Annotated in this window: 11 protein-coding genes; 8 read left to right on the forward strand and 3 right to left on the reverse strand. The window is 37.4% G+C overall.

Annotated features, from left to right (window positions below):
* Window positions 1–84 precede the first annotated feature (84 nt).
* Window positions 85–693 carry a nitroreductase family protein gene (locus A3Q33_RS08605; RefSeq protein ID WP_081179591.1) on the reverse strand — a complete coding sequence of 203 codons (609 nt, stop codon included), beginning with the start codon at window positions 691–693 and terminating at the stop codon, window positions 85–87.
* A gap of 712 nt (window positions 694–1405) precedes the next feature.
* On the opposite strand from A3Q33_RS08605, the gene A3Q33_RS08610 reads away from it, so the two are divergent.
* Entirely contained in the window at window positions 1406–3376 is a 1971-nt protein-coding gene (locus tag A3Q33_RS08610; RefSeq protein WP_081179592.1) for a DNA topoisomerase III, read from the forward strand.
* A gap of 40 nt (window positions 3377–3416) precedes the next feature.
* Here the strand turns inward: A3Q33_RS08610 and A3Q33_RS08615 are convergent, their stop codons facing one another.
* Entirely contained in the window at window positions 3417–4301 is an 885-nt protein-coding gene (locus tag A3Q33_RS08615) for a LysR family transcriptional regulator (protein WP_081179593.1), read from the reverse strand.
* 123 nt (window positions 4302–4424) lie between these two features.
* Here A3Q33_RS08615 and A3Q33_RS08620 point away from each other — a divergent pair, with 123 nt between their 5' ends.
* Both A3Q33_RS08620 and A3Q33_RS08625 read left to right on the forward strand, forming a co-directional pair.
* The gene (locus tag A3Q33_RS08620; RefSeq protein WP_081182433.1) at window positions 4425–5075 is read left to right on the forward strand and encodes a peroxiredoxin-like family protein; all 651 of its coding nucleotides are present in this window, start codon (window positions 4425–4427) and stop codon (window positions 5073–5075) included.
* Window positions 5075–5836: a haloacid dehalogenase type II gene (locus A3Q33_RS08625; protein WP_081179594.1), complete on the forward strand. Its 762-nt coding sequence runs from the start codon at window positions 5075–5077 to the stop codon at window positions 5834–5836. The genes A3Q33_RS08620 and A3Q33_RS08625 overlap by 1 nt, the downstream gene beginning before the upstream one ends.
* A gap of 227 nt (window positions 5837–6063) precedes the next feature.
* On the opposite strand, the gene A3Q33_RS08630 is transcribed toward A3Q33_RS08625, so the two are convergent.
* A complete protein-coding gene (locus A3Q33_RS08630) occupies window positions 6064–6687 on the reverse strand; it encodes a GNAT family N-acetyltransferase (protein WP_081179595.1) in 624 nt (207 codons plus the stop codon).
* 491 nt (window positions 6688–7178) lie between these two features.
* Here A3Q33_RS08630 and A3Q33_RS08635 point away from each other — a divergent pair, with 491 nt between their 5' ends.
* The 5 genes from A3Q33_RS08635 (at window position 7179) to A3Q33_RS08655 (ending at window position 14157) form a co-directional block, all read left to right on the forward strand.
* Window positions 7179–7862, forward strand: coding sequence for a response regulator transcription factor (locus A3Q33_RS08635; protein ID WP_081179596.1), 684 nt, complete (start codon window positions 7179–7181; stop codon window positions 7860–7862).
* Between the two features lie 661 nt (window positions 7863–8523).
* Entirely contained in the window at window positions 8524–9210 is a 687-nt protein-coding gene (locus A3Q33_RS21140) for a sensor histidine kinase (RefSeq protein WP_502687244.1), read from the forward strand.
* A gap of 516 nt (window positions 9211–9726) precedes the next feature.
* Window positions 9727–12588, forward strand: a complete 2862-nt coding sequence (locus tag A3Q33_RS08645) for a hypothetical protein (protein WP_081179598.1) — start codon at window positions 9727–9729, stop codon at window positions 12586–12588.
* A 39-nt stretch (window positions 12589–12627) separates the two neighbouring features.
* Entirely contained in the window at window positions 12628–13182 is a 555-nt protein-coding gene (locus A3Q33_RS08650; RefSeq protein ID WP_155866736.1) for a hypothetical protein, read from the forward strand.
* Between the two features lie 216 nt (window positions 13183–13398).
* Window positions 13399–14157: a substrate-binding periplasmic protein gene (locus A3Q33_RS08655; RefSeq protein WP_196798070.1), complete on the forward strand. Its 759-nt coding sequence runs from the start codon at window positions 13399–13401 to the stop codon at window positions 14155–14157.
* Window positions 14158–14419: the final 262 nt, after the last annotated feature.

The following is a 14419-nucleotide window of genomic DNA, read 5'->3' on the forward strand; positions in this document are numbered from 1 at the left end:
AACTTTTTACTGATAACTACAAATTATTTTTTGTAGTAGGGCATTTGTTTTGTATAAGTTTAAGCTCTAATACCTTCACCTAACTTATCCAAATACCTTTAAACGTTTTTCAATAGGTTCAAATGTTTTTTCACCTGCGGGAGCATCAATACCACCAAATACCATCTGAGCAATGAGCTTCCAATTTTTATCTATACTCCATTCATCGGCAACTTTTTTGTCAATTACTGGGTTATAGTGCTGTAAGTTTGCTCCTACATTTATGCTAGCCAACGCTGTCCAAATAGCATATTGGTGCATACCACTACTATGATCAGACCACTGTGGAAATTTATCAGCGTAAGGCGCAAATTGCTCCTGTAAATGCTTAACCACGGTTTCATCTTCATAAAATAATATGGTGCCTGCACCTGCTTTAAAGCCATCAATCTTTTGTTTAGTAGGCGTAAACTTTTCTTCGTCATTCACTATGTCACGAAGTACATCTTCGGTAATTTGCCAAAGTTTATTGTGCTCTTCACCGAACAATATAATGACACGAGCTGACTGCGAGTTAAATGAAGATGGTGTATGTAAAACGGCGTGTTCAACTAGTTTCTCAATTTCTTCCTTTGAGACGGGTAAATCTTTATTTAAACCGTAAATCGAACGACGAGTTTCTGCTAATGTTTGTAGTGTTTGTAGATTTGACATTATATTTTGTCTCCTTCGTTTATTAATTAATGGGCTATATTTACTGCTTGTTACTGACTTGGATTTATTAATTTATATCTTAAAGGCATTTAGCTAAGGTGAAAATTAGTAATATAAGGATTAATAGTTCTATTAAATAGAATGAAAGTGGTAGAACTAACACTCAGGTATTATTTGGCACGTGATAAAAGTGCAAAGTTATTAGAAAAAATACAAGCAGTTAAAAACAATTGTAGCGACTTATGCTGAAATATAATTAAGCGAGCAGATCTCAGTATTAAAAGTAGGCTCTGGAATGATAGTAAAGTTAGTGCGCATCTCGCAATTATTCCGACAGCAAGAAATAAAGCAACAGAACGTTTCTCAACTGATGAGAAAAACATTAATGCGTTAGTTGCATGGCAATATATCGCTCAATTTCATCCAGCTTTCGAGATTATTGATAAACCAATCCATACAGCAATATCAGCCGAGCTATTCATTAATAAACAAAAAGATATTGTCACAAATGGCATTGGCTGATACTAGTGTCAGGCATTGGCATTATTTTTCCGTTGTTTTATTACCCTTGAAAGTAGCATAACTTCACAAACAGTAAAATATTTAGCTGTAATATCAGGTGTAATGCTAGGTTAACTGTATAAATAAACAGTTTTAAGTGCTAGGCTATCTAGAACATCAACAGCCCTTGCTATACAAATAAGCATTCATCTTGAAATTATATATCGCCGAAAAGCCAAGCTTAGGTCGTGCAATTGCCGCCGCACTGCCGAAACCTCAAAAAAATCACCAAGGCTATATCGCACTTGCTAATGGCGACGTAGTGAGTTGGTGCATTGGTCATATTCTCGAACAAGCCAATCCCGAAAACTACGACCCCGCATTTAAAAAGTGGCAAATGGCCCACTTACCGATTGTACCTGAGCAGTGGCAACTAAAGCCTAAGGCACAAACTCGCGCGCAACTTACCGTTTTACGTTCGCTGGTTAAGCAAGCCGATGAGATTATTCATGCTGGCGATCCTGACCGAGAAGGGCAATTACTGGTAGATGAAGTTATTGACTTTTTTAAGGTTTCAGCGAAAAAGAAACAAAATATTAAGCGCCTGTTAATCAGTGACTTAAATTTGCCCGCAGTGCAAAGGTCGTTGGCTAACTTACAAAGTAATCAATTATTTATGCCGTTATCTATCTCTGCTTTAGCGCGTTCTCGGGCTGATTGGTTATATGGCATAAATATGACTCGGGCTTATACCTTGCAAGGGCAAAAAGCGGGTTTTAACAGCGTATTATCTGTCGGCAGGGTACAAACACCGCTTTTAGGTTTAGTGGTGCGGCGCCAACAAGAAATAGACAGCTTTGTCGCGAAAGACTTTTATGATGTGCACGCGCATTTGCAAACTAATAATCAAGAACAATTTATCGCTAAATGGCAACCCAGTGAAGCTTGTCAGCCTCATATGGATGAAGAAGGACGGGTACTTAATCGTGCGTTAGCTGAAAACGTCGTTCGACGTATTGGTCAGCAAACCGCTGAAGTTAGCGCCGTTGACGAGCAACAGAAAAAACAGGCAGCCCCTTTACCCTATAATTTATCGTCATTACAAATCGACGCGGCAAAAATATATTCTCTAAACGCGAAGTTGGTGCTAGATGTTTGTCAGGCCTTGTATGAAAAGCATAAGCTGATCACCTATCCCCGTTCAGATTGTCGCTATTTACCAAAAGAGCATCACGATCAGGCTAAAGGTATTATTGCCATGCTAGCCAATGCAGACGAAACCTATGCTAAGTTTGCGCAAGGTGCTAATAGTTCGTTAAAAAGTAAAGCATGGAATAACGCTAAAGTAACCGCGCATCATGCTATTATTCCGACTGAAAAATCGTCAAATAAATTAACCTTAAATCCATTTGAAAAGAAAATATATTTTCTCATCGTTAGGCAATATTTAGCGCAGTTTTATCCGGTGTATCAATATAACCAATCTAAGATAGAAGTAATGATTGCCGGTGGGAAATTTTGTGCTAATGCTAAAACACCTCTTGCCCAAGGTTGGAAAGTACTATTTCAGCGTGCGAAAAATAAGCCAGATAAAGTCGAGCAAGAAAGGGGCGAGCAAAGTGAAGATAACTTTGAGCGCCAGTTAACGCATCAATCATTACCTAAATTAGTAAAAGGTGAGCAACTACTCTGCCAACATGGCGAACTAATCAGCCGCATGACACAAGCGCCGAAACATTTTACCGATGCTAGCCTGCTAAGTGCCATGACCGGTATTGCTCGGTTTGTTAGTGATGTTGAGATAAAAAAACTGTTACGAGAAAACGACGGTTTAGGGACAGAAGCTACCCGTGCTGGCATTATCGATTTATTATTTAAACGAGACTACTTACAGCGTCAAGGTAAAAATATCCACGCGACAGTTATTGGTACATCGCTAATTAACGCCTTACCTATTGCCGCGACCATGCCAGATATGACCGCGCATTGGGAAGCCACTCTAACCAATATTAGTGAGAAAAAAAGTCGCTATGAAGATTTAATCAGTCCTTTAACATCAACGATAGCCGAGATGATCAAGCAGTCTGATCAGCAATCTTTTGCACAGTTACCCAAAGTGGCTTTTAAGCGAAAATCGAAAGCTAAAAAGTCCACAACGTGGAAAAAAAAGCCAGCGAAGTAATAACTACAAAACGTCTAATATAAGCGCCTAACAACTGTGACTAGCAATGAATAAATAACGACTTCATAAAATCATAAAACACGTCAGTTTTTCGTGTTGTTAAACTATTTTGCGGGCGTAAAAACCATACTGGGGCATCACTCTGCGCCATCACTTTAGGCATAATTTCAATTAAAGAACCGTCATTTAACTCATCATTAATCGCTATTCTTGATTTGATAGCAATACCATGACCTGCTATTGCGGCTTGCGTCATATTGTCTGAATTTGAAATAGTAAAACGTACTTTTGCATTAAAGCTCTTTATCTTGCCTTGCTTATCAAATAACTTTAATTGCCTTTGCCACGGTAAACACACCCAATAATGCTCGCCTAGTTGGGTTAAATTATTGGGCATACCGTGTTTTTCAATATAGCTTGGCGCGGCACAAAGTATACGAGTGTTATTAACTAACTTACGCGAAAGTAAGCCTGAGTCATTTAGTTGCCCAACTCTTATGGCAACATCTTGAGCGTCATCAACGACATTAACAAAGTGATCTGTGATTAAAAAATCAAGTTTTAGATCAGGAAAAGCATCTTCAAACTGCGTCAGTTTTGGCATAACGTATTTGGAAAAAACCCAAGGCGGCATCGTTACTCTTAATAAACCATTCACAGCTGAACCGCGAGCGCCAATACTGTGCTCGGCATCATGTAGTGCTTCAATAATAGCACCTACTCGAGTATAAAAAACTTCACCAGCTGGCGATAAACGCACTCTGCGGCTATCTCTAAATACTAAAACGGTTGAGAGTTCGCGTTCTAATTTACTTAATCGATGGCTGACTGTCGCGGGCGATAAACGTTGTTCACGCGCGGCGGCCAAAACACCTTTATTTTCTACTACGGCAATAAAAGTTTCTAAATCGCTTATGTTATACATCACAGCGCCATTATGTGTTTTTCAATGTTTAATATTTTCGAATGAAGCTTTCAGTTTTGCAATGTTTATTTAAATAACTAAAACACTATAATGATGGAAAAGTTTAATTACCCAGGTTTTATCATGAGTTTAAAAGCACAAATAGACGCTTATAACGTGCAAAAAGAGGCCAAATTACCGGCTGAAGTTTTAGCATTAATGAACACCACTAACGAAGAACTTATTGCCCTGCATGTTAAGGATAACGCCTTACAAGTTGGCCAAAAAGTTGAGAATTTCAGCCTCGTTAATCACCGTGGCGATACCGTAGAGTTAAGTAAGTTATTGGCCAATGGCCCGGTAATAATAAGCTTTTATCGAGGTGCTTGGTGCCCATACTGTAATTTAGAGTTAAAAGCATTGAATGATTATTTACCGCAATTTAAAACGCAGAATGCTCAGTTAGTTGCTATTTCACCACAGTTGCCTGATGAAACATTATCAACCGCACAAAAGAATGAACTGGAATTTGATGTACTGTCAGATGTCAGCAATACCATCGCGAACCAGTTTGGCTTGTTATTTACGTTAGATGAGCGTATTCAAAGTTTATACAGCGGATTTGGTATTGATTTTGAAAAATATTACGGTGACAAAAGCTTTAAATTACCGCTGCCGGCGACTTATGTAATCAATCAAAACGGCATTATCACCTACGCATTTGTCAGTGAAGATTATACTTTACGTGCAGAACCTGAAGATGTACTCACTAGCCTAAAATTGGAAAATATTTAATGTCAGCTTTACAATCACTCAAAATCCTTACGCTTTCACTGTTAGTAGGTGCAAGCCTTTTATCTGGAGTTACTATGGCTAATGAAACACCAAGTAAACCTAAAGTGCTCATTTTTGATGTAAATGAAACTCTGCTTGATTTGACCTCAATGCGAACCTCTATTGGTAAAGCGCTTGGCGGACGTGAAGATTTACTGCCACTTTGGTTTTCTACTATGTTACATCACTCGCTAGTTTCTACCGTAATGAATGATTACCACGATTTTGGTCAAATTGGTGTGGCTTCATTATTAATGGTGGCGCAAAACAACAATATTGAGATCACCAGCGAGCAAGCTAAAACAGCGATTGTAACGCCACTTTTAACGCTACCACCGCATGGTGATGTAAAAGATGCTTTAGCGAAATTAAAAGCACAAGGTTATAAGTTAGTCAGCCTAACCAATTCTTCAAATAAAGGTGTAAAAGCACAGTTTGAAAGTGCAGGTTTAACGTCGTATTTTGACCAGCGCTATAGCATTGAAGATATAAAAATTTACAAGCCAGATCTACGCGCTTATGAATGGGTATTGAAAAAGCTTAATGTAAAACCTGAAGAGGCGATGATGATAGCTGCACATGGCTGGGATGTAGCTGGCGCAAAAGAAGCAGGTCTGCAAACCACCTTTATTGCTCGCCCAGGTAAAGCGCTTTATCCATTGGCGAAAAAGCCTGACCACGTTGTGAAAGACTTAACTGAATTAGTCACTCTACTTAAGTAATCAGGACTATAATGTAAAGCGAAGCAGCCAATGTCAGAATAATATTGGCTGCTTTTTTAACTTATCTCAATGCCGTATTTTCTATGATGCTGAACAGAGATTTAGGATCATATAGTCGTTCACACCATCCATGGTTTCACGACATTCACACTTCTATATATCTATTTATATCTATCTATATCTCGATGCGCAAGCGTGATGACCTTTGTAAAAAAATCCAACGGGTACTAGAGTGTTTTGGGGCTAGCCATAAATACCTTAAAGGGTAATGGAGCCTCTAAAGCGCTATCGTCAATGGCTAAATGAGTGAAACCTGAATGCTCGAAAAAAGCACTTAATTGCTCGTTATTTAACTCATCTTCGGCTAAATTCATTGCTTGATAATAAGCTTTATTTTCTTCTGTTTCGCAATCTTGTGCATCCACAAACAAACTCATTGGCATACTAAGCACTGAGATTGATTGAACTTTACTGTAATGCTCGGCAATTTCTTTCAGTAAAAACTTAGCAACACCTTGCTTGCGAAATGCAGGCAAAACACTAATCGCTTCAATTAATATATGATCTTTGGCTTTAGCATCTACTTTTACTTGTAATTTTTCGACTAAATCAGCAGCAATATTTTGTTTTTTGAAAAACAAGTTTAAAGGTACTTCCCAATCAGTAGCATCTTGCTGACTAAGTAATTCGTAGCTTTCGTCAGCGCCACGGTGCTTATTTAAAGTCATTATTTCAATTTCTGCTTTGGCAATAACTTGGTCATCGTCATTCTTGACATTAATTTCTTGTATTAATTGCCAATCAAAAGCACTTTTAATTTCTGGTTTACTAAATTCTATCGTTAAGTTCATGGTATTTCAGTGCTTGTTTAACGGTGAAGTATTACACCTTAACAAGCGACTGCCTTAAGTTGTTGGTGCAGTAAAGTTAACTTAAAGCTATCGTTATTACTGCCAGTTTTCATTGTGGTGCGTTTATACCATTAGGATGGCCTTCATGCCAGAATTTGATGTATATCGGGGATTAATCTTTACCCTGTGTTCAGTAAATTAAAGAACATACTTACTAGGGAAGTCATATATTTTGATAGCCGTTATTAACTAATCTATATTTAGAGGGAGTGTTATAGCGCCATAAAACGTTACTGTTAGTCACTATAATCTATACAATGAAAGCTAAGGTGTTCTACATTTATCATAATTATGCCTTAGGTAAGTTACTTACCTTTAAATATAAAGGGGTTAACTATATATGGCTGTTTATCCATATATGCTAATATTTAAATCATTAATTTCGTGGCATATTTATCATCATGAATGAGTTGAGCAGTGCAGGTAAAATAATGGAAAAAAATAAAATCCTTATTGTCGAAGATGATGCAGAAATATCGCGTTTAACTGCCATGTATCTAGAAGTTGAAGGTTTCGATACCCTGGTTATCGGTGATGGCGCTGCGGCTATATCGGCAATACAAAGCTATATACCAGACTTGATTGTCCTAGATTTGATGCTGCCGAACTTGTCTGGCATCGAGATTTGTAAGCAAGCAAGGATTTTTTATGACGGCCCTATTTTGGTGTTAACCGCCTGTGATGATGATGTTAGTGAAGTCAGTTTACTTAAATTAGGCGCCGATGACTTCTTAACGAAGCCATTAAAACCGCACGTATTAGTGGCCAGAATAGAAGCGTTATTACGCAGAGTTAAGCCGCAACCGGTCCCAATGAACAATAAACATAGTCGGCTTGGTATTGATGTTGATAGTCAAACGGTAACCTTAGACGGGAGCGAGCTGACTTTAACCAGTGCAGAATATGAAATGCTAGTTATATTGGAAAAAAATATAGGTATGCCAGTTTCCAGGGATGATTGTTGTCATATGTTAAGAGGTATTGATTACGATTTTAGTAATAGATCAATAGATATGCGTATTAGTGGTTTACGGAAAAAATTTCACGATGATAAGTTGCCATATAAATTCATTATTACTGTAAGAAACAAAGGTTATATGTTACTCAATGGTTAAATTTACCTCCCTCTCAATTTTTACCCGCTTATATTTAATCATTGCAATAGCCATGGTTTTTAGTGGCACTGTATCAGTGTTAATCATTGAAAAAATTCATGTGCAAGGTGCTATTGATGACTATGTGAAGTTTACTGATAAAATTTATGCTGATTTATTAAAAGAAAAAAAGATTGATCATAATACCTCTTTGCAAAAGCTAAATAAGGACGTGCATAAGGTTGAAGGCTATTTAATTAGTTGGAAAATAACACTTAACAAGGATACACCTTGTCATGATTGTGAGTATGTCGCTCACTCTGGCGATGTAGAGGTTCATAAAAACAATGAAAATCAATGGTTCGCAGTATATAAGTTGCCAGATGTAGCAGCGTGGTTAGTTATTTTTGAAAATAATATATTTAATTTTGAATCGGACGATGATAGTGAAGAAAAAAACTTTTTTAGCGAATTAACCTTTCACGATATCGAAGATATGACACAGCTGATGATAGTATTCTTTACTATCGCAATGGCAATTTATTGGCCTGTTAGAGCCATAAAACGTCAAATTGAAAGCTTGATTAACATACATCATCAATTCGGTGCAGGCAATCTGCAAGCTAGAGCCAACGTCAAATTAACCAAACCATTAAATGAATTGGCGAACAGTTTTAATATGATGGCAAGTGCCATTAACGATACGGTTAATGAAAACCAGGTATTTGCCCAAGCAGTGCCTCATGAAATGCGCACACCTTTAAGTAGGATCCAACTAGCGGTCGGCCTATTAAGTCAAAACAATGAAAATAAACAACAAGTGGCACTATTAGACAATATCGATACTTATATTGAAGATATGAGTGTGCTAATAGATCAAGTTGTGTCTTTTTCTAAATTAAATACCTTAAAAGAATTTGATGAAGCTTCTTTATATCAAAATATTGCCTTGGGTGAATTTATTAAAGCAAGAATTGAAGCGGTAGAATGTACCCAAAAACTTAACGTGACTTGTGAGCTTAATGACACTCTGCATATTACAACGAACCCTGCTTATTTGAGGTTATTAGTTGATAATCTTTTAAAAAATGCCTGTATTCATGCGAAACAAAATATGATCGTAAGCTTGGATGAATCCAATGGTCATATTGAATTGAGTGTTGCAGATGATGGTGATGGCATCCCTGAAGAGTTTCTTGAAACCATATTTGTCCCATTTTATCGATTAGATGTAAGTCGAAGTCGTAAAACCGGCGGTTTAGGGTTAGGGCTAGCGATATCAAAAGCAGCTTGTACGCGTATGGATTGTAAAATAACCGTTGAGAACATCCCCACTGCAGGAGCTAAATTTACTTGCCGGTTTAGCTAGTAAAACAAAGTATACATAAATAATAGCGCTTATTTCTACCATATTCACGATATGGATAGTTGATAAAATAAGGCTATTTTAAAATCTGCACCCCTTCGCTTACAAATGCTTACAAACCCACTTTTTGCCTTACACGCCCTTACTTTGTTCATGTTATCAAACGGGTATTATACCGTTAACTAATTTTTTTAAAAAAAGCTGTCTTTAACAAGTCACTAAGTGACTGCTGGCTTTTATTTTAATTTACCGAACTGAAAAGCTACAAAAAATATAGTGTGGAAGTCGGTTTTTTAGTGATGGAATTTAAGTTAATACATTTGATAATTGATTGTCAAGAACAAGAAAATACAACTTTGGATTGAATGGTTAATTCACAAGTTAGTTATTTATATCATTGTGTTACCAGCTTATTTTACTTTCACTTTACTAATCACCTCCGCTTTATACCCAATATTTTAAAAATGGAGTTATACAATGTTAAATATAAAAGTTACCCAAACGCTAAGGAGCAAAAAAATGAAATATAATTGTTTAGCAGCCTTAATGCTGACAACACTTATCAGTGGTTGTGGCAGCGATAGTAAATCAGCACCAACACCCGTAATACCTGAAGTGCCGGTATTGGAAGGTAAAGTGAGTTTTGTACTTGCATCGGTTGACGGTGGTTCATGTACGTTACTTGACCCCGCACAAAATATGACACAATTGGCAGGTCCATCAATTACGGCTGAAGGTGTTGCTTTGTTTGAAGATATTGCACCTGATACGGGTTTAGTCATGGTTGAATGTACTGGTGGCTCGTATGAAGACGAAGCAACAGGCGATATCAAGACCCCAGGCGTGCTGCGCTCATATGTTAATATTACCTCTTCAGAGTTTACGGCAACAGTTTCGCCACTTACTGAAGTAGTAGCAAGAATTGTTGACCATTACGAATTAGATTACACGGATTACGCTACAGTATCGACAAATGTTGCATTCGCTTTTGGTTTGCAAGACGTTGACTTATCTACCTTAGCGCCATTAGATACTAACACGAAAGATTTGGATGGAAGTCCTAGTAGCCACTATGGTTTAGTGCTGGCGGCAATATCTCAGTTACAAGTTGATCTTGAGCTTGATACTGCTGAAGAAGTCATACAAGAGCTAGCATCTGGTCTGGCAAATAACGGCTTATTTACAAAAGCCAATATACGAGGATTGTATTTTAGTGCCATTGAAAATACCTTCAACAACCCAAGAATTGATCGAAATGACAGTGATGATGAGTTATTACATAAGTTTTTTTATAGTGTTGCGTTAGCGCCAATAGCTTCACAAGTAGAATATGTACATGCTGATCACCCTGATAGTGTTAGCTTTGAAGCTAATTCGATGATAAATGCATTTGAACCTGCATTGTTTGATATTGTTGGTACGCATTTAACATTGCACATGCGAGCTACGTTAGGCGGAGAAGATTGTCGTCTACGTGATGTTCAACCTATAGTTGAAACTAGCAAAGATACTGATTCTTTTATCATGTATGCAGAATGTCCAGAGCAAGCGGCAGGTGAGGCAGATTTTCAAATTTTTGATCATGACGGTCGATTAGAAAATACTACCACGATAACGGTAGTTAATGCAGCGGATACTGATGCCATAGCTTCTTATAATGCTAAAAATCGATTTAAAACAGCAAGTAATAGCAGTGTGTCAGCTACACCGACTGGCAGTAGCTTTATACTTGGTACCGTTACGGGTCAAGCACCGCTAATTAACGCGAGTGTTGGCTCAGCGCATAATTACAACAGTGCTTCACTGGTTACCTTTCCAATTGAGGGCGTTACCGTACAATTAGTTGACGCGGCGAATCAAGTGATAACATCTACTGTCACTACGGAAGGTGGTAATTACCAATTTAACAATGCCCCTGACAATACCAGTGTAAGCATTGTGGTATTAGCCGAAATAAAGAAAGCTAGAACTATAGCAAATGTTGGCGCTGAATATAATTTTGCCGTACGCGACAATACCAGCACGACAAGCCCTAAAAAATTGTACCAAATAGCAACACCGCTTTTCACCACGCAATCTTTTCTTTTTAAAGACCTCGTTGCTAAAGTTGGCTTCACAGATAGTGGCCAAGCGATCAGCAACGAAGCTCGAGAGTCTGCGCCTTTCGCAATTCTTAGGTCAGTTAATACAGCGGTTAATTCACTAGAAAAATTAGATGCAAACGTTAGTATGCCAGACCTTAATATTTATTGGTCAGCTAATAATGTTGGTGCCAACGGTGATGAAAACTTAGGACAAATTGGTACCTCACATTACCAAAAAAGTGGTTTGCAGCCTGGCTTATTTATATTAGGTAAAGCTGATTCTGATACTGATGAATTTGATGCTGGTGTATTAGGTCATGAATTTGGTCACTACTTACAAGACAAATTATCTTATGCAGATAACCCTGGTGGCTCTCATAGAGGTAATGAATATAAAGATGCTAGCTTAGCGTACGGTGAAGGTTACGGTACGGCTGTTGGTGTACTTTTATCAGGTGATCAATATTACTGTGATGTAGCCGGAAATTCTCAAACAGGCGGTTTTTGCTGGGATTTAAAAGATAAAAATCTAGCTGGTGATGTTAAGGGTTTTTATTCAGAGAAATCAATCATAACGCTTATGTATCATATTGGTTTGATTGAAGGCAAAGGTGTTGATGCCTTTTTTGCGGCCATGACCGCAATGAAAACCACTATGCATTCTGCAACGATATTTAATTTCTTACATCATTATTTAACAGCAAACCCAGATGTTAGCGCGCAAGTGAACACGCTAATGGCTGAAAATAATATTAAAACTAGCGATATTTTTGGTAACTTATCGCCAAATGCACTGCATGACCCAGCTATATCGGCATCAGTCAATAAAGGAAATTCAACAACAGGTGCTAATGATCTAGAAGTTTTATACCTAGAATTGCCTTTAATCGCGGTTAATAAGCCATTACGCACAGAAGCACCAGTACTGTTAACACCTAATGCTCCTACTTTTTGTGTAAACAGAAACTTGCCGGGCGCTAATATTCATAACGGACTTGGTATGCGTCAACGATTTACCTTTACCTCAAATTTTGACGGCTGGGTAACATTACGCGCTGAAAACCATTTAGGCCATATGATAAGCCCACAAGTAAGCTATTTCGATATGCGTGAAGAGGGTGGCTTAGCATTACCTAACTATACCTACACTGAAGTAGGTGCTGCTAATTATCATGGAATAGTACAAGTTAAAACCGGTAAAAAATATTCACTTACACATAAAATGTTTAACCCAAGTGGTATTTTAAATGGTAGCGAGTGTGGATTTAAAGTTACGTTATCAGCATCATTTTACTAAATCATGATGAAGCTAATAACGATTAGAAATAAAGCCTCTATGTGCATTTGCACATATGGGCTTATTCCTGTTTATTCCGCCTTATTGGCGATGACGTTATTAACTGGATGTGAAAAACCAGATAATAACGTCGTGTCTGTAAGCCAGAAAGTTGAAGAAGTGCCTGCAAAGCTAAGTAAAGCGTTGGTAAAAACTTCAATTATAATGGATCATGCAAATAAAATTGAAGTTTTTGCACCCACCGTTGAAAATGAACGGCACGGTAAATGGCTTGGTGGTATTGCACCCCATAATAAACGCGCGTCTAAAGTCGATACTTACTATCGTATCAAGGCAGCAGATAAGCCAAATCATTTAACAATGACCTTGCGTTTTGAAGGGATATTTGCCGATGATGCAAAAATAGCTTTTAGGCCTATTGATGGTGCAAAATTTAAATTACCTGATCAGCAATCTGTTTGGCGATTGAAGCCAGGTACTGCATCAGAAATAACATTTACTTTAGTGGTGCCTGATAGTGCAAGTTATCTTACACTTGATACCATGCAGAATAATCAAGGGGCGGCCAGAGCATTTGTGTTAAAACTGCCTTAGCCGCAAGCGTATTTTTATTATTTACATGACTTTTACACTATGCCTGTAAAGTGTAAAAGTCATTAATAAAGTAACGCTTCCTAGAATCAGTATGGGGTTGACGTTTTAGAAGAAGGAGTGGATCAAGTATAGTAAAAATCATCTTTTCTTAAAAAATTATTAGTCTGCAGAATATGCATTATAATTAATATTTCTTTCGATATTAGGATGAAACAAATGCAAAAAATATCTACTTGCCTTTTTGTAACGATAATTTTTAGCGCTTTATTTTTCACCTCAGTCGTTATTGCTAAAGCTAAACCTTCAACATTGTATTTTGACTTGGGAGAAAATAATGGCTGGGTTCCTTACCGAGCAGGAAAAAGAATTGACCAAGAAGGTATTTTATCTGAGTTAGTACTACTAATAGAGGCATACTCAGGTATTAATTTTGAATCGGTTAATTGGCCTATGAAAAGGGCAGAGTTTGCACTTAAAAAAGGCATTGTTGATTTTGACTTTGTTTGTACGGCATGGTTTGAAGGTGGCATTTATGGCAATCAATTTGTTATTAGCGAACCGTTATTTGAAATACATCAGTATGTGATAACACTCAAAGGTAATAAGCATTTATACCCAACAATAAATAGTACCCACACAAAGACAATTGGCACTATTGCAGGTTACTTTTATTTCGATGATGATGAGTTTGTTCGTGCGGATTTTCGTGATGAAAAAAGTCTAGTCTTAGCGCTAAAACATCAGCGTATTCAAGCGATTATTCTAGAATATGAAAGTGCGAAGTACTGGGCTGAAATTCAAAAAATAGATGTTGATTTCGCTACAAAACATACTACCGGTAAGCTAGTCATTCGACTTAATAAAGCCAAGCAGGCACAACTTCCAGCGATTAATCTTGCGATAGAAAAAATAAAAAAAACAGGTCAATTACAAACAATTCTGAATAAGTATGGCGTTGAAGCACAAGTGTTTTAATATTTAATCGTATTAAAGTCTCAGTAATAAGGTTGATTAATACACTAGGGTTGGCCTAGCTACTTTGCCTTTTTTGCGACGAGTATTTATGCAACTTGGTAGCAAACGAGAAATTCAATGTTAAATCGGCTATCTGTCTGTGATTTATATTCGTTTAGCTCAAAGTAATACCAAATGTAATAAGTTATTGACCAATTTTAAGCGAGGATAAATTGTTCAAGAATAAGGCGTTTGATTGAGTAATAGCGGGCTATTGGGATTG

This window comes from Colwellia sp. PAMC 21821, assembly GCF_002077175.1.
Lineage (GTDB): Bacteria > Pseudomonadota > Gammaproteobacteria > Enterobacterales > Alteromonadaceae > Cognaticolwellia.